This window comes from Streptomyces sp. CA-106110, from assembly GCF_050936285.1.
Taxonomy (GTDB): domain Bacteria; phylum Actinomycetota; class Actinomycetes; order Streptomycetales; family Streptomycetaceae; genus Streptomyces.
In genome coordinates, this window is sequence record NZ_JBNJNB010000001.1 from 827,494 (window position 1) to 850,102 (window position 22,609).

The window sequence follows — 22,609 nt, forward strand, 5'->3', positions numbered from 1 at the left end:
GCCGTGGAAGAGACACGCTCTCCCGTCACACCCAGTAGTCGGGTCGCCCGGGGGAATCTCACCCCCGGGCTCCCACGGAACCGTACGTGACAGTCTCCCGTCATACGGCTCTTGTCGTCCTGGTCCTCGACCCCGCCGGGGTCACCCAGGTCCAGTGAGCGAAGTACTTTGGACGCCGCGTGTGGCCCTCGGCCAGCCGCCGCAGGGCCTGTTTCATCCCGGTCCGGTACTTCTTCTGGATCCACCGCAACAGGTAGGCGTTGATGCGGTCGAGCAGCGGGTACAGCGCCGAGCGGTAGAAGCGCCCGTAGTAGTTCATCCATCCCCGGACCACCGGATTGACCATCCGGGCCAGATCGGCTGACTCCTCCGCGGTGCGACGGTGCAGTCGCCAGGACCGTACCGTCCTACTCAGCTTCTTCAGGGCTTGCTTACTGATCGCGGGTAGGAACGCGGTGAACATCACCCCGTGCTTGTCCTTGGCTCCTCGCGGCCGGAACGTGAACCCCAGGAACGTGAACTCGCAGACCGGAAACCGGCCCCGTCGGTTGTCGTCCTGTCGGGTGGCCCGGGGGAATCTCACCCCCGGGCTCCCACAGATCCCGGCGTGAACTTCTCAGTTCACCGGGCTCTTACTGTCCTGGTCACCAAACACGCGGAACCGAGGGAACCCATTGCCAGTGCGCGAGCAGGCGAGGGTAACGCTTGACAATCCCCTGCCAGCTCTCCTGGGCCTTCTTCCTCGACCGCAGCCGTTTGTATTTCTGGCGAATCCACCGCACCAAGTAGGCATTGAACCTTTCCCGGTAAGCGATCATGCCTGTGTGTGAACGTTCAGATGGTGCGGTCGTATTCAAGTTGGAGTAGGACGAGGGCTGCGGCGGCGATCTGGGTGATGCGGCTGGGATCGAGGCTGACCCGCCGCAGGGCCTTGAAGGTGGTCTTGAGCAGGGCATTCGCGCGTTCGCACATCCCGTGGATGCCTCGGATGACCCTGTTGAAGGTCTGCTGGGCTTCGGTGAGTTCACCGCCCGCGGGCTTCTTGACCGGGTGACGGAAGCCGTCTCCGGCGTTCTCGTAGCCGAGGTCGACCAGGGTCAGTGTGCCCAGTTGGTCGGCGAGCCGGTTCAGAGCATCGAGCAGCCCGTGGTGGCGGGCGCAGGTAGTGTCGTGCTCGCGGCCGGGCCGCACCGGCGAGACCCAGATCGGCCAGCCGTCCGGGGCGGAGATGACCTGCACGTTGCCGCCGTGATGCTTGTGCTTGCCCGACCACCAGAGGTCTGCCCCGTTGGGCCCCGGGGCCGCGACACGGTCGGTGCGGATGACCGTGCCGTCCAGATTGAGATGGGTCAGGCCGGCCGCCTTCGCCCGTTCCAGCGCGGTGGCCAGGTCCGGTGCCCCGGCCGCCAGGACCGTCAGCCCTTCGTGCAGGTATCGGTAGGCGGTGGACGTGGACAGGGCGTTGTCGCGGGCGAGTTGGGACAGACGGGTGCCGTCGATGAACCAGCGCAGGATCAGCACGGCCTGCTTGAAGCAGCCCAGGGCGCGGCGCCCGCGGCGGGTGCCGACCTCGGTTCGATGGCTTCGCAGGAGCCGGGCCAGGTGCTCGGCGGTGGAGCGCCGGACATCGAGCACGGCGGTGTATGTGACACTGGTCGGCACGTGAGGCCCCTCGGTCGGATCTTTCTGTTGCAAGATCGTTCCTACCAGGGGCCTTACGCCTGCCCGGAGTTGGGAGTGCACCACGAGACACCCGGAGGCGATCACACTCAGCGACCGCCGGTTACCGAGAAAGGCTCATTGATGCGTGCCAGGAGGGGATATAGCGCCGATCTGTAGAAGGCGCCGTAATAGTTGGTCCAACCCCGCACTACTGGATTGATCATCCGTGCGAGGTCCATGAAGGTATGACCAGTACGCACGTGCAGTCTCCAGGACCGCACCTCTGCGCTGATCTTGTTCAAGGCGTCCTTGCTGATCGCGGGCAGGAAAGCGGTGAACATCTTCCCGTCCTTTTGCCGCGCTCCGCGAGCCCGGAACGTATACCCCAGGAAGGTGAACGACGTGTGCTCATGTGAGCCGCGTCGATTTCCGTCCCGGCAATAGACGATCCTGGTCTTCTCCGGATGCAGCGCCAGCCCGACCTCGTCCATCCGCTCCGTGAGCGCCTTCAGCACGAAACGTGCCTGACGTTCACTGAAGCAGTGCAACACCGCATCATCCACATAGCGTTCGAACCTGATGGCGGGGAACTTCCTGGCCATCCATGTATCGAGTGCATAGTGGAGGAACAGGTTGGCGAGTACGGGTGAAACCGCTGACCCCTGAGGAGTCCCGCAGTCGCGCTGCTGCAAGGTCCCGTCGGGTAGTTGCAGCGGGGCATTGAGCCACCGCCGCACGTACAGCACCACCCACGGGAGGTCGGTGTTCGCCTCCACCGCTTTGACGATCAGGTCCCACGGAACGCTGTCAAAGAACTTCCGGATGTCGAGATCGATCACCCAGTCCGCTTTCCAACAGCGTCGCCGGCAGACCTCGACGGCATCCAACGCGGAACGCCCCGGGCGGTAACCGTAGGAGTCGGGATGGAAGATCGGCTCGACCTTCCGCTCCAACTCCTGAGCCACCACCGTTTGTGCGATCCGGTCGCCTACAGTCGGCACTCCGAGAATCCTGGTGCCTCCGCCATGCGTCTTGGCGATCTCCACCGCCTGCACCGGAGGCGGGAAATACGAGCCGGAGGACATCCTGTTCCAGATCTTGTAAAGGTTTCCCTTGAGATCCTTCTCGAACTCCTCGATCGATACCCCGTCGACCCCCGATGCCCCCTTGTTTGCCTTGACCTTCTTGTATGCCTCCCAGACAGCCCGCTTTGATATTTCGAACGGCTTGCCCGGCGATTTCAACTCGTCCACGCGACTCCTCCCGGGAACTCAGCCCGGTTGATCGAACGAACACCAGTCACGGACAGCCCGGCCCCTTCGCTCCACTCCCATTACAGGAGCTTCGTCACTACTACGAACCGGTCCGCCAGCGGACCCCGACTCGGTACTCAACCCCTTGTGGTTTCTGCCACTTGGGGCGCTCCCTTTCGTCCACCCGAGGCTTGACGGCATCGGGGCACGCCTTCTCCCGTTCCGTACGGAAGCGGCAGATCAGGATCACGTCGTCTACATGCCGGACATCGCCTGGCCAATGAGCGGGTACCCGCCAGACTCGTCCCGGGATAACTGCAACATCCCGGTTTTGATGTCAGTTGTTCGTGTTACGACACGTCAGCAACGATTCGCTTGCGCTCGTCTTCCTGACCCCTACCTGACGCCTCTGACGACGCCTTTTCCTCATCGCTCACCACGACGGTCTTCAACCCAACGCAGCATGAGGTCGAGTAGCCGGGGGGAATTTCACCCCCCGGCCCTCACAGATCCCGGCGTGACAGTCTCCCGTCACCGGGCTCTTGTCATCCTGATCACCAGAACGTGGGAACCCATGCCCAATGGGCGAAGAGCCTGGGGTACTGACGGGTGATACGCCGCCAGCACGCATGGGCCTTCTTGAAGGTCCGCAGCCGCTTGAACTTCTTGCGGATCCAGCGCATCAAGTAGGCGTTGATGCGCTCCAGGAGGGAAGCAGCGCCGTCCGGTAGAACGCACCGAAGTACTGCATCCAGCCCCGAACGATCGGATTGATCGCCCGTGCGAGCTCGGCGAAGGTCCGGCCGATCTGTCGGTGAAGCCGCCATTGCCGCACTTCACCGCTGATCTTCTTCGAGGATTCCTTGCTGATCGCCGGCAGGAACGAGGTGAACCTCTCCCCATTCCTGTCGATGGCCTTGCGAGCCCGGAAAGTGAACCCCAGGAAGGTGAACTCCGTCTGCCCGTACGGACGTCGGCGCTTATTACCATCCCGGCAGTACACGATCTTGGTCTTGTCGGGATGCAGCCGCAACCCAACTTCCCGCATCCTGTTCGCGATTGCCTCCCGTAGTTTCCGGGCCTGACCCTCGCTGACACAGTGCACAACACCGTCGTCTGCGTACCGTTCGAACGGTACGCCCGGATACTCCCGGGCCATCCACATGTCGAACGCATAATGCATGAACAGGTTAGCCAAAACAGGCGAAATCGCAGAACCCTGCGGGGTTCCGCGATCGCGCTGCTGCAAGGTCCCGTCAGGCAGTTGCAACGGCGCCTCAAGCCACCGCCGCACATACAGAACTACCCAGGGGAGATCCGTGTGGGCCCGAACCGCTTTGACGACAAGGTCCCATGGCACGCTGTCAAAGAATTTCTGGATGTCCAGATCGATCACCCAGTCATACTTCCAACAGCGTTTCCGGCACGCCGCGACCGCATCCAACGCGGACCGCCCAGGACGGTAGCCGTAGGAGTCCTGATGGAAGATCGGTTCGACCTTCTCTTCAAGACGCCGGGCTACTACCGTTTGAGCGATTCGGTCAGCCACGGTGGGCACACCGAGCAAACGAACCCCACCACCATGCGACTTCGGGATCTCCACACCCTTCACCGGAGGCGGAAAGTAACTCCCCGAAGACAGACGATTCCAGATTCGATAGAGATTACCCTTCAGATCCTTCTCGAAGTCCTCGATGGAGCGCCCGTCCACCCCTGCCGCACCCTTGTTCGCCTTGACCTTCTCGTACGCCTCCTGAACCTCCCACTTCGAGATCTCAAACGGCTTGTCCGATGATTTCAACTGGTCCACCCAGCTCCTCCCGGAGAACTTCCGGTTGACCGAACGAACAATCAGTCACGGATGACCCGGCCCCTTCGCTCCCCCTTCATTACAAAGGGTTCCTCACTACTACGAGCCGGTCCGCCAGCACACCCCGCGTCGGTACTCAAACCCTCACGGTTCTTCCGCTTGGGCCGCTCCCTCTCGCCACCCGCATGACTCAAGCGGCACTATCAGGGCATGCCTTCTCACGTTCCATGCGAGAGCCGCAGATCAGGCTCACGTCGCCTCCGTGCCGGACACCGCCTGGCCAGTAGACGGGACTCCCGCCAGACTTATCCCGGAGCAACCACAAATCTCCGGTTCTGATGTCACCTGTTTTCTAACGACACTTCAGCAGCGATTCACTTGCGTTCGTCTTCCTGATCCCCACCTGACGGCTCTACCGCCGCCTTTTCCACATCGCTCACCACGACGGTCGTCAACCAACGCAGCATGTGGCGGTTTGGCACCATCCCCCGCAGGACGGAACCGAGGGGCCAAGTCCCTCATCTCTCGCACAGCACCGCATCGCGAAGCTCTCCTACCTGAACTCCCCTCTGCGTTCGTGACACACGCGGTTTGAAATCTCCCTCCGCAGGGCGATTCCGAAGGGCCTTCCTTCATCTTCCGTACAGCACCGCATCAAGCAGCTCTACCTACATAAAGCTCCCCTTCGCGTTCGGGACACACTGCAGTACACGATCCGGGTCTTGTCCGGATGCAACTCCAGACCCAATGCCACGTAGCGTAAGTTGATCAAGGGCGTGGGGCCGCCTTCGACTCCGGGCGGTAGGTTGCTGACCGTGACTCAGGGTGCTGGTGCAGGCGGGCGGTTGCCGGAGTGGATCTCGATCGGGCTGCTGGCGGGCTCGGTCCCACGTGATGTGATCGACGACGCGGTGCGGGCGTTCGGACGGCAGGCCAGACGGTCGGACGGGAAGCTCCCGCCGCATGTGGTGGTGTACCTGGTGATGGCGTTGGCGCTGTTCGCGGACGACGACTACGAAGAGGCCATCACCCGCCTTTCGGAGCCGTTGGAGCGGTGGGGCTGCTGGGACCGGGCCTGGGAGGTGCCCACGACCAGCGCGATCACCCAGGCCCGCAAGCGCCTGGGCTCCGAACCGCTCGCGGAGATCTTCGACCGCATCACCGAGCCGGTCGCGGAGCAGCTCACCCGCGGGGCCTGGCTCGGGCCCCGCCGCCTGGTCTCCATCGACGGCATGGAGTGGGACCTGCCCGACACCGAATCCAACGCCGAGGCGTTCGGCCGTTCCGGGACCGCCGCCAATCCCTCCGCCTTCCCCAAGGCGCGGGTGCTCACCCTGGTCGAGACCGGCTCCCGCGCCCCGATCGGGGCAGCGATCGGGCCGATCGCCGGCAAGCGCGCCGGCGAGCAGACCCTGGCCTTCCAGCTGTTCGAGCGCCTGGAAGAGGACATGCTGCTGCTGGCCGACCGGGGCTTTTTCGGCTTCGAGCAGTGGTGCGCTGCCGCCGGGACCGGCGCGGACCTGCTCTGGCGCGTCGGCGACACGCTCACCCTCCCGCTGGTCGCGGACCTGCCCGACGGCTCCTACCTCTCCCTGGTCTACTCCCCCCGCCTCAACACGGCGGCGCGGGGCCGACTGCTGGAAGACGCCCGCGCCGGGCGGGAGGTCGATCCCGCAGCCGCCCGAGTGGTGCGCGTGGTCGAGTACGAGGTCCCCGACCGCGGCACCGACGCCGAGCGGGAGCTGGTCTGCCTGATCACCACGATCACCGACCACGCGAACGCCCCCGCCCCCCTGCTCGCTCACGCGTACCACCAGCGCTGGGAGCACGAGCAGTCCAACGATGACCTGAAGACCGCCCTACGCGGCCCAGGCCGCATCCTGCGTTCCAAGAGCCCGGACCTCGTCCGGCAGGAGCTGTACGGCTACCTGCTCACCCACTACGCGATCTCCGCCCTGATCTGCCGGGCTGCCACCGAGGCCGACATCGACCCCGACCGGGTCAAATTCACCCGCACCCTGCGCATCGTCCGCCGCCGCGTCGCCGACCCGGCGGCTATTTCCCCTGAGGACCTGGACGCCGTCCTGGCCAGGGTCCGCGCCGACATCACCCGCAAGAAGAACCTCAACCCCCGCCGCCGCCATCGCAGTTACCCCCGTGTCGTCAAGCGCGCCCGGCACAACAGCTACCGCGTCAAGCGTCCTGCCGACACCGGCACCCGCCATCCGGCGCCGCCCACAATCCACCTCGTCAACGCCCGAGCACTCACTCTCACAGCATGATCAACTTACGCTACGTGGCATTGACTCCAGACCGACCTCGGCCATCCTGGTCCGCAGCGCGGCCAGAACCCGTTCTGCCTCTGCCAACGTTCGGCAGTGGACCACCCCGTCGTCGGCGAAGCGCTCGAACGGGCAGCCCGGGTACTCCCGGACCATCCACGCGTCGAGTAGGGTCGGGGACTGGCGCGGTGGATGAGTCTCCGTTTCCAGTCCCCGCCGCTTCAAACCGGACATGCGGTTCTCCCGCATCCGGCTTTCCGACATCGTTCACCGCTCGGCATGCACCGTCGCCCCGTGCCACTTTCCGGACAGGCGGAAGACCCCGAGCCGACTGATCCACCCGTAGTTGTAGCGGGCAGCCCAATTCCGGCCTGAGAGGCCATGTTTCCTGCTGGTGAAAATCGCCAGCCGCTCGTGGACGTACTGGTCCACCGCTTCGAACTTCCGCGCAGAATTTCCCTTACGGAAGTACCCGGCCCATCCCCGGAGCACGGGGTTGAGCTCGGCCACCACGGTAGCCACCGGCCGCTCGGTCCGAGAGCGCGAGGTAGCAGCGCGGACCTTGTCCCGCAGCACCTTCAACGCCCGTTGCGAGGGCCACCGGTACAGGTAGAACCTGCCCCGCCACTTCCACGACTCCACTTTCCGGTGGTGGAAGCCGAGGAACTCGAAGCCCTGCCCACCTCGGGTGAGGCAGGTGATGCCGGACTTCTCGGGGTGCAGTCGCATCCCGAGAAGTCCCAGCACTCTCGCCGCCAGCTGCTGGGCCTGCTCGGCCCGTTGTCTGGTCGGCGACAGGACCACGAAGTCATCGCAATACCTCACCAGCACCCCCAGCCGGCGACCCTCGCCCTGCCACGCCTCATCGAGGACGTGCAGAGCGATATTCGCGAGCAATGGGGAGATTGGTGAGCCCTGTGGGGTTCCCGCCCCGGTCGGGGAGGTCACCCCCAGGGCCCCGGCGTTTGCCTCGGATGTCTGGTTGGTCATGTGATGCCGTAGAGGGCGAGGACGCGGTGGCGTTCGGTGTGGGCTCGGCGTCCGGCGGCGGTGTTGACGTACCCGGCGAGTTTGAGTGCACTGCGGATCAGGTCGCGGACGGCGGCGAGCACGGCTGGCGTATTGCGGGTCCTGACCTGGGACTTGTCCTCACCGAAGACGACATCACGCACCCAGTGGACGGTGTTCTCCACGGTCCAGTGCCCGCGAGCCCAGGCGGCGATCTCGGCGGCAGATGCCTGCTCAGCGGGCAGATCGGTGATGGCGTAGACGGTCTCGCTGGACCACTTCTTCGCCCCGTAGAGGCGGCGCCTGCGCTGAATGCGCAGGACTTGACGGGCGTTGGGGAAGAGCAGGCCGTCGACGGTGACGACCTGTACGTGGCGCTGCTCGTGGCGGCCGTGGCCGCGGGTGTCGTCACGGTGGATCACGGGGACCTCTTTCCAGGGCAACCGGTGGAGTTGGCGGGCCTGACCGCGCTGGTTGTTCTTGATCGTGAGGAGGTAATGGGCGCCGCGCTCGTGCAGGTAGGCGGCGTGGGCGTGCTGGGCGTGGAGAGCATCGGCGGTGATGACCGCGCCGGCGAGGTCCACGTCGTCGATCTGGTCGAGCAGGGGTGCGAACTCGGGGATTTCGTTCGTCTTCGCGCCGATCTCGCGGGAGGCCAGGGTGATGCCGTCGCCGTGGCGGACCGCGGAGAGCACGAAGACCCGGCTGCCGTCAGGGCGCCTGGCACCGCGCAGGCATTTGCCGTCCACCGCGATCGCCCGGCGCCTTTGACGCACCGGATCGGTCTGGGCGGCAGCCTGGTGGGCCCGGCGCTGTTCGCGTTCCGGGCCGCCGTCCGGCATCAGCAGCGCGGGATGCGCGCGCTCGTCGGAGAGCAGGGACGTCAGGTAGGCGAACCCGGCCGCGCTGAGTTCGGCCGGATCAAGGCGCCCCAGCACGCTGCGCAGGGTCTTCTCGCTCGGCACCCGGTAACGGCCCAGGAGCGGGTGGTAGGGCAGGCCGAAGGCGGCCAGTTCCTCGGGGGCCGCACGCCGGCACCACTCCGCTGCCGCAGTGATCGAGTCGTGGCCCGCGGGCGTCATCGCGCAGACCACCAGGGCCAGCAGGGAGGAGAGCCGGTAACGCACACCGCTGGCTCCGCGCGGATCGGTGAGTGACTCGAACTCCGCGACCAGGCTGCCGACTTGATCCCGGGCGGCACCCTCACGCAGATCTTGCAGGCGGGGTGCGGGGCAGACAGGAGCAGGGATGGGGGATGATGGTGGGACGAACACGGCACCTTCGTGGATCTTGAAGCGTAGAGAACTCCATGATCCACAGGGGCCGTGTTCGCCTGCTTCCGGGGCCCGCCGCCGACGTCAACCGACCCAAGGTCGGACGAGCCGGGCAAACGCCGGGGCCCTGAGGTCACCCCACCCTCCAGTACTCCCATCCGCAGCCACGACCGGATCAGCTTCAGCATCGACCGGTCCACCACGCGCCTCGCCAGCTGAGCGACGAGTGCGTCGTGCCCGATCGTCCCGAAACAGTTCCGGATATCGGCCTCGAACACCCACTCCCGACCTTGGTTCGCCGCAACGCGCACAGCATCGCACGCGTCGGTCGCGGACCGTTTCGGCCGGAATCCGTAGCTCGCCTCAGTGAACCCGGCCTCGAAGACCGGTTCGAGAACCATCTTCGCGGCCGTCATCACCACCCGGTCCGCCACGGTGGGAATCGACAGCGGCCGGAACTCCCCCGGCCGCCCCGGCTTGGGAATCTGGACCCGCCGCAGCACCGACGGACGATACGTATACGTCCGCAGTCGTTCCGCCAGGTCCTGGAGGAATGCGTCCACCCCCGAGGCCGCCACCGCGTCAACGGTCACACCGTCCACGCCAGGGGCTCCCCGGTTCGCGCACACGACCGACCATGCCCGCCACAGGACGTCCATGCGGTGGACGTGGACATACAGAGCATGGAACCGTCGTTAGGGTTCTTGCTTGGCACAGCGGTAGAGCGTCCACTGCAAGGCTCGGACCTTGTCCAGAGGACGGCCATCCAGTCGTGCGACGCCTTCCTCCCGGCGGATGGAACTAGCCGAAACGGCACTCATCCGGGCCCCTCCCTGTTCGCGAATCGCATCGATGAAGCAGGGGCCCTTCGCTCCCGGCGGGTTATGTTGTCCCGCCGATCGGCACTACTACGACCCCCTCCGACTGCCTCTCGACAACCCGCCACTTCCCGGTTCCGCCGGTTATAGGCGAGCCACGCTCCCGGGCCGCATACCCGGGGCCGAGTAGGCCCTCTCCAGTTCCCAGGACAACCTTCCAGCCGTTCCACGCCCCTTAACGCCGGGAGGTTCTTCGGCGCCCGCTCCAGGTTCCCGGACGCCTTCCATGGCCTTCGCCCTACGCATACGGACTCGGCACCCCCTTGGCCCACCCCAACGGGCGGGGTCTGCATATCGACGCTGCAGGCTTCACTTGATGTTGCGGACCGGCCGTTCGCACGCCCCCGAAGGACGCTTGTCACCCCACTTCGACGCCGCCCTCTCGAACGACGCCGGGAGTCAGCTACCGGGGACCCTGGCGTCTCCCCGGACCGGACTTGCACCGGCTGGCTGCCCTGAGCTTGACGTCCGGTTACATCCCCTCCCCCTCTTTCAAGCTGGAACGATGCCCGAACTCCTGGACGTACACGCGTAGTGCATGAACAGGTTCGCCAGCACGGGCGAAACCGCTGACCCCTGGGGAGTCCCACGATTCCGCTCTTGCAAGGTGCCATCGGGCAGTTGAAGCGGAGCTTGGAGCCACCGCTTCACATACAGCACTACCCAACGGGCATCGGTGTGCGCTTCCACGGCTTTGACGATGAGGTCCCACCGGACGCTGTCGAAGAACTTCTGGACATCGAGATCGATCACCCAGTCCCTCTTCCAGCAGCGTTGACGGCAGCGTTCCACCGCCTCCAAGGCCGATCGTCCGGGCCGGTAGCCGTAGGAGTCTTCATGGAATACGGGTTCGACCCGGTCCATCAGATGCCTGGCCACCACCGTCTGGGCGATTCTGTCGGCCACCGTGGGCACGCCCAAGATCCTGACGCCGCCTTCGGGAGACGACTTGGGAATCTCCACCGCACGCACCGGCGGCGGGAAGTACGTCCCTGACGACATCCTGTTCCAGATCTTATAAAGGTTGCCCTTCAGATCCTTCTCGAAGTCCTCAATGGAGCGACTGTCCACGCCGGGCGCGCCTCTGTTCGCTTTCACCACTTCGTACGCCCCCCAGACTTCCCGTTTCGAGATGTCAAACGGCTTGCCTGATGAATTCAACGCGTCCATATAGGTCCTCCCGGGAAGCCCGGTTGTCTAGATAAACAACGTCACGAATGGCCCGGTCCCTTCGCTCCACTCTCATTACAAGAGCTTCTTCACTACTACGAACCGGTCCGCCAGCGCGCCCCGCGTCGGTACTCGATCCCTTGTGGTGTCCGCCACTTGGGACACTCCCTCTCACCCGCCCGAGGACAGGGCAGTATCGAGGCGCGCCTTCTCCTGTTCCATGCGAGAGCGGCAGACCGGGCTCACGTCGTCTACATGCCGGACACCACCTGGCCAGTAAGCGGATTCCCGCCAGGCTCTTCCCGGAGTTGGCTAAAGACCCCGGTTTTGATGCCATCTGTCTGCTTAACGACACTTCAGCAACGATTCGCTTGCGCTCGTCTTCCCGATCCCCACCTGACGCCTCTTGAGCGCCTTTTCCTCATCGCTCACCACGACAGTCTTCGGCTAACGCGGCATGAGGTCGAGTAGCCGGGGGGAATTTCACCCCCCGGCCCTCACAGATCCCGGCGTGACAGTCTCCCGTCACCGGGCTCTTGTCATCCTGATCACCAGAACGTGGGAACCCATGCCCAATGGGCGAAGAGCCTGGGGTACTGACGGGTGATACGCCGCCAGCACGCATGGGCCTTCTTGAAGGTCCGCAGCCGCTTGAACTTCTTGCGGATCCAGCGCATCAAGTAGGCGTTGATGCGCTCCAGGAGGGAAGCAGCGCCGTCCGGTAGAACGCACCGAAGTACTGCATCCAGCCCCGAACGATCGGATTGATCGCCCGTGCGAGCTCGGCGAAGGTCCGGCCGATCTGTCGGTGAAGCCGCCATTGCCGCACTTCACCACTGATCTTCTTCGAGGATTCCTTGCTGATCGCCGGCAGGAACGAGGTGAACCTCTCCCCATTCCTGTCGATGGCCTTGCGAGCCCGGAAAGTGAACCCCAGGAAGGTGAACTCCGTCTGCCCGTACGGACGTCGGCGCTTATTACCATCCCGGCAGTACACGATCTTGGTCTTGTCGGGATGCAGCCGCAACCCAACTTCCCGCATCCTGTTCGCGATTGCCTCCCGTAGTTTCCGGGCCTGACCCTCGCTGACACAGTGCACAACACCGTCGTCTGCGTACCGTTCGAACGGTACGCCCGGATACTCCCGGGCCATCCACATGTCGAACGCGTAATGCATGAACAGGTTAGCCAAAACAGGCGAAATCGCAGAACCCTGCGGGGTTCCGCGATCGCGCTGCTGCAAGGTCCCGTCAGGCAGTTGCAACGGCGCCTCAAGCCACCGCCGCACATACAGAACTACCCAGGGGAGATCCGTGTGGGCCCGAACCGCTTTGACGACAAGGTCCCATGGCACGCTGTCAAAGAATTTCTGGATGTCCAGATCGATCACCCAGTCATACTTCCAACAGCGTTTCCGGCACGCCGCGACCGCATCCAACGCGGACCGCCCAGGACGGTAGCCGTAGGAGTCCTGATGGAAGATCGGTTCGACCTTCTCTTCAAGACGCCGGGCTACTACCGTTTGAGCGATTCGGTCAGCCACGGTGGGCACACCGAGCAAACGAACCCCACCACCATGCGACTTCGGGATCTCCACACCCTTCACCGGAGGCGGAAAGTAACTCCCCGAAGACAGACGATTCCAGATTCGATAGAGATTACCCTTCAGATCCTTCTCGAAGTCCTCGATGGAGCGCCCGTCCACCCCTGCCGCACCCTTGTTCGCCTTGACCTTCTCGTACGCCTCCTGAACCTCCCACTTCGAGATCTCAAACGGCTTGTCCGATGATTTCAACTGGTCCACCCAGCTCCTCCCGGAGAACTTCCGGTTGACCGAACGAACAATCAGTCACGGATGACCCGGCCCCTTCGCTCCCCCTTCATTACAAAGGGTTCCTCACTACTACGAGCCGGTCCGCCAGCACACCCCGCGTCGGTACTCAAACCCTCACGGTTCTTCCGCTTGGGCCGCTCCCTCTCGCCACCCGCATGACTCAAGCGGCACTATCAGGGCATGCCTTCTCACGTTCCATGCGAGAGCCGCAGATCAGGCTCACGTCGCCTCCGTGCCGGACACCGCCTGGCCAGTAGACGGGACTCCCGCCAGACTTATCCCGGAGCAACCACAAATCTCCGGTTCTGATGTCACCTGTTTTCTAACGACACTTCAGCAGCGATTCACTTGCGTTCGTCTTCCTGATCCCCACCTGACGGCTCTACCGCCGCCTTTTCCACATCGCTCACCACGACGGTCGTCAACCAACGCAGCATGTGGCGGTTTGGCACCATCCCCCGCAGGACGGAACCGAGGGGCCAAGTCCCTCATCTCTCGCACAGCACCGCATCGCGAAGCTCTCCTACCTGAACTCCCCTCTGCGTTCGTGACACACGCGGTTTGAAATCTCCCTCCGCAGGGCGATTCCGAAGGGCCATACCTTCATCTCTCGCACAGCATCGCTTCCAGAAGCTGTCCTACATCAACTCCCTTTCGCGTTCAGGACACAATCAACCAACGCAGCTCGGGGTCGAGTAGCCGGGGGGAATTTCACCCCCCGGCCCTCACAGATCCCGGCGTGACAGTCTCCCGTCACCGGGCTCTTGTCATCCTGATCACCAGAACGTGGGAACCCATGCCCAATGGGCGAAGAGCCTGGGGTACTGACGGGTGATACGCCGCCAGCACGCATGGGCCTTCTTGAAGGTCCGCAGCCGCTTGAACTTCTTGCGGATCCAGCGCATCAAGTAGGCGTTGATGCGCTCCAGGAGGGGAAGCAGCGCCGTCCGGTAGAACGCACCGAAGTACTGCATCCAGCCCCGAACGATCGGATTGATCGCCCGTGCGAGCTCGGCGAAGGTCCGGCCGATCTGTCGGTGAAGCCGCCATTGCCGCACTTCACCGCTGATCTTCTTCGAGGATTCCTTGCTGATCGCCGGCAGGAACGAGGTGAACCTCTCCCCATTCCTGTCGATGGCCTTGCGAGCCCGGAAAGTGAACCCCAGGAAGGTGAACTCCGTCTGCCCGTACGGACGTCGGCGCTTATTACCATCCCGGCAGTACACGATCTTGGTCTTGTCGGGATGCAGCCGCAACCCAACTTCCCGCATCCTGTTCGCGATTGCCTCCCGTAGTTTCCGGGCCTGACCCTCGCTGACACAGTGCACAACACCGTCGTCTGCGTACCGTTCGAACGGTACGCCCGGATACTCCCGGGCCATCCACATGTCGAACGCGTAATGCATGAACAGGTTAGCCAAAACAGGCGAAATCGCAGAACCCTGCGGGGTTCCGCGATCGCGCTGCTGCAAGGTCCCGTCAGGCAGTTGCAACGGCGCCTCAAGCCACCGCCGCACATACAGAACTACCCAGGGGAGATCCGTGTGGGCCCGAACCGCTTTGACGACAAGGTCCCATGGCACGCTGTCAAAGAATTTCTGGATGTCCAGATCGATCACCCAGTCATACTTCCAACAGCGTTTCCGGCACGCCGCGACCGCATCCAACGCGGACCGCCCAGGACGGTAGCCGTAGGAGTCCTGATGGAAGATCGGTTCGACCTTCTCTTCAAGACGCCGGGCTACTACCGTTTGAGCGATTCGGTCAGCCACGGTGGGCACACCGAGCAAACGAACCCCACCACCATGCGACTTCGGGATCTCCACACCCTTCACCGGAGGCGGAAAGTAACTCCCCGAAGACAGACGATTCCAGATTCGATAGAGATTACCCTTCAGATCCTTCTCGAAGTCCTCGATGGAGCGCCCGTCCACCCCTGCCGCACCCTTGTTCGCCTTGACCTTCTCGTACGCCTCCTGAACCTCCCACTTCGAGATCTCAAACGGCTTGTCCGATGATTTCAACTGGTCCACCCAGCTCCTCCCGGAGAACTTCCGGTTGACCGAACGAACAATCAGTCACGGATGACCCGGCCCCTTCGCTCCCCCTTCATTACAAAGGGTTCCTCACTACTACGAGCCGGTCCGCCAGCACACCCCGCGTCGGTACTCAAACCCTCACGGTTCTTCCGCTTGGGCCGCTCCCTCTCGCCACCCGCATGACTCAAGCGGCACTATCAGGGCATGCCTTCTCACGTTCCATGCGAGAGCCGCAGATCAGGCTCACGTCGCCTCCGTGCCGGACACCGCCTGGCCAGTAGACGGGACTCCCGCCAGACTTATCCCGGAGCAACCACAAATCTCCGGTTCTGATGTCACCTGTTTTCTAACGACACTTCAGCAGCGATTCACTTGCGTTCGTCTTCCTGATCCCCACCTGACGGCTCTACCGCCGCCTTTTCCACATCGCTCACCACGACGGTCGTCAACCAACGCAGCATGTGGCGGTTTGGCACCATCCCCCGCAGGACGGAACCGAGGGGCCAAGTCCCTCATCTCTCGCACAGCACCGCATCGCGAAGCTCTCCTACCTGAACTCCCCTCTGCGTTCGTGACACACGCGGTTTGACGCCTCCCACCGCAGGGCGACGCCGAAGGGCCACAAACCTTCATCTTCCGCCACGGCAGCTGTAGTTCGTGATGGTTGCCCAGTTGAGGCTGGTCAGGTGGTCGCGGGGGTGCCTGTAGGCAGGTGAACGGCCACCGTGATCATGAGCGTTGTGGAGACGATCCAGGATCAGGTGGCCGCGGAGGCCACGGTAGCCCAGCAGGCATGGACGGTGGCCCTCGGGGCGGCGACAGCGGGGATAGCGGATTGCTTCGCACGACGCGAACCGCGGCTGCTGGTGCGGGAGATGTGCGAGGCGATGCTGATGGAGTTGGACACCCGCAACTGCTGGACGCTGGCCGAGGCGCTCGGCCACTGTGGCCCGCACCGGCTGCAGCACTGCCTCGCCCGAGCCGCCTTCGACCACGACCTGGCCCGCGACCGGCTCGCCGTCTGGACCGCTGGCGAACTCGCAGACGGGCAGGCGGTGGTGATCGCGGACGAGACCGGAGACGCGAAGTCTTCCACCGAAGCCGTCGGTGCGGCCTACCAGTACTCCGGCGCGCTGGGCGGAGTGGGCCTGTGCCAGGTCGCAGTCCACCTCACCTACGCCACCCACCGCGGCCACGCAATCATCGACCGGGCCTTATACCTGCCCGCCGCCTGGGCCGAAGACGAGGAGCGGCGCCTGCTGCGGCACGTCCCCGATGAGATCGCCTTCGCCACCAAGCCCCAGCTCGCGGCCGCCATGCTCGCCCGTGCCCGCATCCTGGGTATCGTGGCACGCTGGTTCGCCGGCGATGAGGTGTACGGCGGGCGCGAGCTGCGCTGCGAGGCCCGCCGTCTGGGCTTCGACTACACGCTGGCCGTCAAGGCCGACCACCACCTCACCACGTCCGGCGGCCGCTACACCGCCGCCGAACTCGCCCGACTCATCCCGAAGAAGGCGTGGATGCGGATGCGCACCGGCCACGGGCTCAAGGGCGACCGTCACTACGACTGGGCACTGGTCGACGTTCAGGCTGACGACACCCCCGACGGCCACGAGGACGGCCACTCCCATCTGGTCATCCGCCGCCACCGCTACACCGGGGAACTCTCCTTCTACCGCTGCCACTCCACCACCCCCGTCACCCTGGCCACCCTGATCGAAGTGATCTGCTACCGCTGGAAGATCGAAGAGGACTTCCAGCTCCACAAGGGCTCCTGCGGGCTCGACCAGGGCCAGACCACCTGCTGGAACTCCTGGATGCGCTGGACCCTCATCAGCATGCTCGCCGCCGCCGTCCTCACCATCACCCGCCTGCGCACCACCGCCGCGAGCAGCCCACCCGGCCCGCTCCGCCTCGTAGCAGCCAGCGCCCGCGAACTACTCCGGATCCTGCGCGCCACCGTACTGCCCGCGCCCTGCCGCGACCTCGACCACGTACTGCGCTGGTCCGCCTGGCGCCGCCACCATCAGCATCAAGCCGCCCAGGCCCACCGCAACTGGAACAACATCACCGCAGCCGCAACGACATGACCACCGTGATCACGAACTACAGCTGCCGTGTCCGCACAGCACCGCATCAAGCAGGGTCTCTACCTCCATCAACCTCACTCTCAGCGTTCGTGGCACACCTCCAGCTGTAGATGGATCCGGTGACCCGCACCAGCTCGGTCAGCAGCACCGGCTGGGCTGAGAAGCAGCGGTAGTAGGCGAGTTCGTCGGTGGTGCGGTTGCGGCGGAACAGGAGCCGGCGGCTGCCCGGCGCCGCCCCGGTGAGATCGATGACGGCTCAGTCGTAGAACCGCTGTCCCTTCGCACCGCGTCCAGCCGAGAGCTTCTGCCAGGCCCACTTCGTCACTTCTTCACCAGGCATCGGCGCTGAACGTGCCCGCACCGGTGGCCACTTCGGCCGAACAGGCCACCGCGCGGACATAGCCGGCCAAGGGCATGACCGAGGCCTTCTTCGTTCGACTCATCGACTCAGCAGTCTGGCTGGGGGATCACACCCGCTTGGTCGGCTCGGCACGGTGACGTCGACCCCGGCAATCACCGAAGTACGTGCTGGGCTGCGGTTGTGCGCTACGTCATGGCGCATGCCCTGATGTCACAACCGGGCCGGGCTGTCTCGTCTCGGGTGTGAGGTCGATTCGAGGTCAAGGACGGTGACGGTTGTGCGGGTGTTCGTGGCGGGCGGGACCGGTGTTCTGGGTCAGCGGTTGGTGCCGCAGCTCGTGGCCCGGGGCCACCAGGTGACGGCGACGACGACGAACGCGGCCAAGGTGGGGATGCTGGAGCGGTTGGGCGCGGAGCCGGTGGTCATGGACGGGCTGGACGCGGCGTCGGTCGGCGAGGCGGTGGCCACGGCCCGGCCGGACACGATCGTGCACCAGATGACCGGGATCTCCGTGAAGCACGCCGGCCAGCCCGACTTCAGGCATTTCGACCGGTGGGCGGTTCCGACGATCAAGCTGCGCACCGAGGGCACAGATCATCTGCTGGCCGCCGCGGAGGCGAGCGGCGTGTCTCACTTCGTCGCGCAGGGTTACGCGTGCTGGAACGGGATTCGCGAGGGCGGCTGGGTGAAGACCGAGGAGGACCCGCTGGACCTCGAGGAGGGGACGGCCGCGTACACGTCGATGCAGGCCCTGCGCCACGTCGAGGAGGTCGTCGGCCGGGCCGGTGGAGCGGTGCTGCGCTACGGGGGGCTCTACGGGCCTGGGGCCATCGACGACCAGGTCACGCTGGTGCGCCGGCGCAAGTACCCGCTGGTCGGGCGCGCCAACGGTTATCACTCGTGGGTCCACCTCGACGACGCGGCGAGCGCTACGGTGCTGGCGGTGGAGCGGCGGGCGGCCGGCGTGTTCAACATCGTCGACGACGAGCCCGCGCCGGTGAACGAGTGGCTGCCCTACCTGGCGAAGTGCGCCGGGGCCAAGCGGCCGATGCGGGTTCCCAAGTGGCTGGCCCGCATGCTGGTTGGGGAGGTGCCGGTGATCATGATGACCGAGGCCCGCGGCTTCTCCAACTCCAAGGCCAAGCGCGAGCTCGGCTGGCACTTGCGGTACCCGTCGTGGCGGCAGGGCTTCCAGGAGGAACTGGCGTGAACCGAGCCAAGGAGTTCGAACAGCTGCGACCGCTGCTGTTCTCGATCGCCTACCGGATCCTGGGCAGCGTGAGCGAAGCCGAGGACGCCGTTCAGGAGACCTGGCTGCGCTACGAGGCCACATCGACCGAACCCGCCTCGGCCAAGGCGTTCCTGTCAGCGGTGGTCACGCGTATCTCGATCGACGTGCTGCGTTCGGCGCGCGTCCGCCGCGAGGAGTACGTCGGGCCGTGGATTCCCGAGCCGCTGCTGGCCGACCCGTACGAGGACCCGGCGCGATCGGCCGAGCTGGCCGATTCGGTGTCGATGGCGGCCCTGCTGCTGCTCGAACGGCTCAGTCCGCTCGAGCGAGCGGTGTTCGTGCTGCGCGAGGTGTTCGGGTTCGGCTTCGACGAGATCGCCTCGGCGGTCGGACGTTCGGAGGCGGCCTGCCGTCAGCTCGCGGTGCGCGCACGCCGGCACATGGCCGCCGGACGCCCGCGTTTCGAAGCCGACCGCCGCGAGCGCGAGCAGCTCGCCGAACGGTTCTTCGACGCCTTCCGCGAAGGAGACCTCGACGGGTTGCGGGACCTGCTGGCCGCCGATGTGCACATGATCGGCGACAGCGGCGGCAAGGGGCCGCAGCTGGCCGCCCAGCTGGTCGGCGCGCAGAACGTCGCCCGGGTGATCGCCGCTCTCGTCCCGCCGTTCCTGCGGCTCGGTGGTGTCATGCAGTCCCACGAGGTCAACGGACAGCCCGGCGCGATCTTCCGCGACCGGCACGGCAACGTCGTCAACACCTGGGCGCTGGACATCGTCGACGGGCAGATCCAGACGATCCGCTCGGTGATCAACCCCGACAAGCTGGCCCACGTCGGCCCGGTCGCCGATGCCTGGGCAGTCTTTCGCGAGGCGCGTCATGCACGCCAATCCACGAACTGACCGGACACTTCTCATGCGAGCCAGGCCCTCGCGTTCGGGGCAGGCCGACGACCGCGTCGCGTGGCTGGCCTACGTGGCGCTCGCGTGGATCGTCGTGTTCACCGCCTTCCACGTCTACTGGTACGCCGGCGGAACCTTCAGGCGCGGCGGCGTGCTGCCCGGCCTCCTACCGCACTCGGTGATCGGCTGGATCTTCGAGGTGGCGATCGTCGCCGCCTTCCCGATCGGGGCGTGGGCCTGCCTGGCGATCGCGCGCGGGTGGCCGCGCGGTCGGCTGTGCCGCCTGGCCGCGTTCCTTGTCTGGTTCGGCTGCGCGCTGCTGACCCTGCGCGGCGCCTCCGGCCTGGTCGACGACCTGACCCGCTCGATCGGCCTGCTGCCCAACGGGATCACCGGCCTGTCGATCGAGGATGCGACGGGCATGGCCCACCCGTCCGTGTCCGTGCTGTGGTCCGGCCGCGCGACCGACGCCTACTTCTTCGCCGGCGGGCTCCTCTTCGGCCGGCTGGCCTGGCGCTACCGCAGCCGCCCGGCCGCCGCCCCGACCCCGACCGGCTGAGCGCGTACCGAGCACCACCGCAGAACGCAACACCGCGCCGTGCAAACACCCTTATGGAGGCACTATGACCATGCCGAGTCCCGAGACGTTGTTCACCGTGCCGGCCCCCGCGGACCGCCTCGCACGAGCCGCCGCCGCGCTGACGGCCAACGGTTTCGCCGTCGAGATCCTGGACAGCGCCGCCGAGGCCCGCGCCCGGGTCGGCGAGCTCATCGTCGACGGGGCCAGCGTGTTCACCGCGGCCAGCGAGACGTTGCGCCTGTCCGGTATCGACGAGGACATCAACGCCGGCGGGCGATACCAGGCGGTCAAGCCTCGAGTTGTGGGCATGGACCGCGTCACCCAGGCCGACGACATCCGGCGACTGCTGGCCGGCCCCGACGTCGTCGTCGGCAGCGTCGCCGCGCTCACCGAGACCGGTTCGCTGGTAGCCGCCTCGGCCAGCGGCAGCCAGCTACCCGCCTATGCCGGAGGTGCCGCCCAGGCGATCTGGATCATCGGGGCACAGAAGGTGGTACCCGACCTGGCCACGGCGCTGCGCCGCGTCGACGAGCACGCCCTCCCTCTGGAAAGCGCCCGCGCCCAGGACGTCTACGGCCTGCCCAGCGCGGTCAACCGCCTGCTCGTGCTCAACGCGGAACCCCACCCCGGCCGGGCCACCGTCCTGCTGCTCCGCGAAGCCATCGGCTTCTGAGCGCGCGTTGCCGGCCGGCCCTCCGGACGTAGAGGAGTCCCAGAACATGGATCTGCAATTGACAGGTACGACGGCGCTCGTGACCGGGGCCAGCCGCGGGATCGGGCTGGCCGTCGTCCAGGCGCTCGTCGCCGAGGGTGCGAACGTGATCGGCTCGGCCCGCACCGTGTCGCCCGAACTCGCCGAGTCCGGCGCACACGCGATCACCGCCGACCTGGCCACGCCGGACGGTCCGGGCGAGCTCGTGCACGCGACCGTCGCAGCCCACGGCGACATCGACGTCCTGGTCAACTGCGCCGGCGGCGGCGACGCCTCGGACCTGCGCGCGTTCTTCGACTACGACGACGCGTTGTGGCACAAGACGTTCGACCTGAACTTCTACTCCGCGGTGCGCACCTGCCGGGCCGCGATCCCCAGCCTGATCCGCCGGCACGGCCTGATCGTCAACATCTCCTCGGTGGGCGCCCGTCTGCCGCACAGCGGCCCGGTTCCCTACAACACCGCCAAGGCGGCGCTCACCGCGTTCAGCAAGGCGCTCGCCGAGGAGTACGGGGACCAGGGCGTGCGCGTCGCGACGGTCGCCCCGGGACCGACCCGCACGCCGGTATGGACCGCCCCGGACGGCATCGGCGCCGCCCTCGCGGCCGCGCAGGGAATGTCGCACGACGACCTACTGGCCGGCCTGGCTGCGGCGTCCGGCATCCGCTCCGGCCGGCTCGTCGAGCCCGAGCAGGTCGCCTCCCTGGTCGCCTACCTCGCCTCGCCTCTGGCGGCCAGCATGACCGGCCAGGAGTACCTCGTCGACGGCGGCCTGATCAAGACGATCTGACCCGTCGTGCCGCGCTGGTAGGCCGGTGGAACCTCCGGGCGCGACCAGTCGGCCGGCGGCCTGGATCAACTCGGCCGGGGTTGCCGATCCTGAACCGCCGAGCCATTGAGCCCGTCGAGCGCGCCCGGTAGGCACCTGCGGCTGGGCCACGGCTCGGGATCCGTCTGCGACGAGTACCGTGCACGGCAGGGCCTCGATGCCTATGCCCGACATCACAACAGGTATCGCGCACACCGGACTCGTGGACAACTCCCGCCTCTCGCGCAAGAAGGGCTGGTGTCTGGGACCGACTTGGCCGCTCACCGACTCCTGCGGATCTGAGTACTGACGGCGTGATCAACGAGGGCAGGTGTCATTGCCGACCACAGCTGACGTCAGGACGCCGGACCCGCTGATCGCGGTGGCGGCCCCGAGACCGTTGTGGACCAAGAGGCCCAGTTCTCAAGTCGAGCCACCACCAAGGGTTTCGAACGGCACTGCTGTTCCGCCTGATCCGAACACGCCGGGCGTTGGCGCGATTCGCCAGCTGGCGATATCAGACACGAGTCTGATCTATACATCTACCGTTCACGAGCCTTAACTCTGATCGTCCACGCCGAGCTGCCGCGATCCCAGGACCCCCACCACCGGTCCGCAGCGTCGGCCATCCCATCCCCCGCCGATCCGTCACTTCAGCCATGAATCGCTTGCGGGGCCGACCTGGGCCCTACGGAACAGTCAGGGAATCCTTTTGAGA

General features: G+C 65.6%; 18 protein-coding genes and 2 pseudogenes. 7 read left to right on the plus strand and 13 right to left on the minus strand.

What is annotated here, in order from left to right; all coding sequences use genetic code 11:
* Positions 1-100 precede the first annotated feature (100 nt).
* The 5 genes from ACQEXA_RS04025 to ltrA (ACQEXA_RS04045) all read right to left on the minus strand — a co-directional run bounded on the left by ACQEXA_RS04025 (position 101) and on the right by ltrA (ACQEXA_RS04045) (position 4,725).
* On the minus strand, positions 101-583 hold the full coding sequence (locus ACQEXA_RS04025) for a group II intron maturase-specific domain-containing protein (protein ID WP_433128707.1): 483 nt from the start codon (positions 581-583) through the stop codon (positions 101-103).
* A gap of 251 nt (positions 584-834) precedes the next feature.
* Positions 835-1,662: an HARBI1 family protein gene (locus ACQEXA_RS04030; protein ID WP_433128709.1), complete on the minus strand. Its 828-nt coding sequence runs from the start codon at positions 1,660-1,662 to the stop codon at positions 835-837.
* 107 nt (positions 1,663-1,769) lie between these two features.
* Positions 1,770-2,915 (minus strand): group II intron reverse transcriptase/maturase, encoded by a 1,146-nt coding sequence (gene ltrA, locus ACQEXA_RS04035; RefSeq protein WP_433128711.1) that lies wholly within the window; start codon positions 2,913-2,915, stop codon positions 1,770-1,772.
* 554 nt (positions 2,916-3,469) lie between these two features.
* A complete protein-coding gene (locus ACQEXA_RS04040) occupies positions 3,470-3,601 on the minus strand; it encodes a hypothetical protein (RefSeq protein ID WP_433128713.1) in 132 nt (43 codons plus the stop codon).
* Entirely contained in the window at positions 3,598-4,725 is a 1,128-nt protein-coding gene (gene ltrA / locus ACQEXA_RS04045; RefSeq protein WP_432937481.1) for a group II intron reverse transcriptase/maturase, read from the minus strand. Before ltrA (ACQEXA_RS04045) ends, ACQEXA_RS04040 begins: the two co-directional genes overlap by 4 nt.
* An 806-nt stretch (positions 4,726-5,531) precedes the next feature.
* Between ltrA (ACQEXA_RS04045) and ACQEXA_RS04050 the strand changes: the two are divergent.
* Positions 5,532-6,791 (plus strand): annotated as a pseudogene (locus tag ACQEXA_RS04050) (IS4 family transposase); the annotation flags it as partial.
* Between the two features lie 483 nt (positions 6,792-7,274).
* Here the strand turns inward: ACQEXA_RS04050 and ACQEXA_RS04055 are convergent.
* The 7 genes from ACQEXA_RS04055 to ltrA (ACQEXA_RS04085) form a co-directional block, all read right to left on the minus strand.
* Positions 7,275-7,997, minus strand: a complete 723-nt coding sequence (locus tag ACQEXA_RS04055) for a group II intron maturase-specific domain-containing protein (RefSeq protein ID WP_433128715.1) — start codon at positions 7,995-7,997, stop codon at positions 7,275-7,277.
* On the minus strand, positions 7,994-9,190 hold the full coding sequence (locus ACQEXA_RS04060) for an ISAs1 family transposase (RefSeq protein ID WP_433134444.1): 1,197 nt from the start codon (positions 9,188-9,190) through the stop codon (positions 7,994-7,996). Before ACQEXA_RS04060 ends, ACQEXA_RS04055 begins: the two co-directional genes overlap by 4 nt.
* Complete coding sequence (locus ACQEXA_RS04065; RefSeq protein WP_433128717.1) at positions 9,094-9,948, minus strand: reverse transcriptase domain-containing protein; 855 nt, start codon at positions 9,946-9,948, stop codon at positions 9,094-9,096. The genes ACQEXA_RS04060 and ACQEXA_RS04065 overlap by 97 nt, the downstream gene beginning before the upstream one ends.
* Positions 9,949-10,659: 711 nt before the next feature.
* Complete coding sequence (locus ACQEXA_RS04070) at positions 10,660-11,337, minus strand: reverse transcriptase domain-containing protein (protein WP_433128719.1); 678 nt, start codon at positions 11,335-11,337, stop codon at positions 10,660-10,662.
* Between the two features lie 548 nt (positions 11,338-11,885).
* Positions 11,886-12,017: a hypothetical protein gene (locus tag ACQEXA_RS04075; protein WP_433128713.1), complete on the minus strand. Its 132-nt coding sequence runs from the start codon at positions 12,015-12,017 to the stop codon at positions 11,886-11,888.
* Positions 12,014-13,141 carry a group II intron reverse transcriptase/maturase gene (gene ltrA / locus ACQEXA_RS04080; protein ID WP_432937481.1) on the minus strand — a complete coding sequence of 376 codons (1,128 nt, stop codon included), beginning with the start codon at positions 13,139-13,141 and terminating at the stop codon, positions 12,014-12,016. The genes ACQEXA_RS04075 and ltrA (ACQEXA_RS04080) overlap by 4 nt, the downstream gene beginning before the upstream one ends.
* An 806-nt stretch (positions 13,142-13,947) precedes the next feature.
* Positions 13,948-15,204 carry a group II intron reverse transcriptase/maturase gene (gene ltrA / locus ACQEXA_RS04085; RefSeq protein WP_432920871.1) on the minus strand — a complete coding sequence of 419 codons (1,257 nt, stop codon included), beginning with the start codon at positions 15,202-15,204 and terminating at the stop codon, positions 13,948-13,950.
* 746 nt (positions 15,205-15,950) lie between these two features.
* Here ltrA (ACQEXA_RS04085) and ACQEXA_RS04090 point away from each other — a divergent pair.
* Positions 15,951-17,300 carry an IS701 family transposase gene (locus ACQEXA_RS04090; protein WP_432938733.1) on the plus strand — a complete coding sequence of 450 codons (1,350 nt, stop codon included), beginning with the start codon at positions 15,951-15,953 and terminating at the stop codon, positions 17,298-17,300.
* Positions 17,301-17,376: 76 nt separating this feature from the next.
* Here ACQEXA_RS04090 and ACQEXA_RS04095 read toward each other — a convergent pair.
* Positions 17,377-17,704, minus strand: a pseudogene (locus tag ACQEXA_RS04095) (IS701 family transposase); the annotation flags it as partial.
* A 225-nt stretch (positions 17,705-17,929) separates the two neighbouring features.
* Between ACQEXA_RS04095 and ACQEXA_RS04100 the strand changes: the two are divergent.
* The 5 genes from ACQEXA_RS04100 (at position 17,930) to ACQEXA_RS04120 (ending at position 21,873) form a co-directional block, all read left to right on the plus strand.
* Positions 17,930-18,871 (plus strand): NAD-dependent epimerase/dehydratase family protein, encoded by a 942-nt coding sequence (locus ACQEXA_RS04100; protein WP_432937173.1) that lies wholly within the window; start codon positions 17,930-17,932, stop codon positions 18,869-18,871.
* Positions 18,868-19,791: an RNA polymerase sigma-70 factor gene (locus tag ACQEXA_RS04105; RefSeq protein WP_432937171.1), complete on the plus strand. Its 924-nt coding sequence runs from the start codon at positions 18,868-18,870 to the stop codon at positions 19,789-19,791. The genes ACQEXA_RS04100 and ACQEXA_RS04105 overlap by 4 nt, the downstream gene beginning before the upstream one ends.
* Positions 19,792-19,804: 13 nt before the next feature.
* Complete coding sequence (locus tag ACQEXA_RS04110; protein ID WP_432937169.1) at positions 19,805-20,350, plus strand: hypothetical protein; 546 nt, start codon at positions 19,805-19,807, stop codon at positions 20,348-20,350.
* A 64-nt stretch (positions 20,351-20,414) separates the two neighbouring features.
* Positions 20,415-21,044: an LUD domain-containing protein gene (locus tag ACQEXA_RS04115; RefSeq protein ID WP_432937166.1), complete on the plus strand. Its 630-nt coding sequence runs from the start codon at positions 20,415-20,417 to the stop codon at positions 21,042-21,044.
* Between the two features lie 46 nt (positions 21,045-21,090).
* On the plus strand, positions 21,091-21,873 hold the full coding sequence (locus tag ACQEXA_RS04120) for an SDR family NAD(P)-dependent oxidoreductase (RefSeq protein WP_432937164.1): 783 nt from the start codon (positions 21,091-21,093) through the stop codon (positions 21,871-21,873).
* Positions 21,874-22,609: the final 736 nt, after the last annotated feature.

Bases quoted from the DNA above. Each gene is read 5' to 3' on its own strand.
- ACQEXA_RS04065 (WP_433128717.1), bottom strand. From the start codon at position 9,948: ATGGACGTCCTGTGGCGGGCATGGTCGGTCGTGTGCGCGAACCGGGGA.
- ACQEXA_RS04110 (WP_432937169.1), top strand. From the start codon at position 19,805: ATGCGAGCCAGGCCCTCGCGTTCGGGGCAGGCCGACGACCGCGTCGCG.
- ACQEXA_RS04055 (WP_433128715.1), bottom strand. From the start codon at position 7,997: ATGACCAACCAGACATCCGAGGCAAACGCCGGGGCCCTGGGGGTGACC.
- ACQEXA_RS04120 (WP_432937164.1), top strand. From the start codon at position 21,091: ATGGATCTGCAATTGACAGGTACGACGGCGCTCGTGACCGGGGCCAGC.
- ACQEXA_RS04115 (WP_432937166.1), top strand. From the start codon at position 20,415: ATGACCATGCCGAGTCCCGAGACGTTGTTCACCGTGCCGGCCCCCGCG.
- ACQEXA_RS04070 (WP_433128719.1), bottom strand. From the start codon at position 11,337: ATGGACGCGTTGAATTCATCAGGCAAGCCGTTTGACATCTCGAAACGG.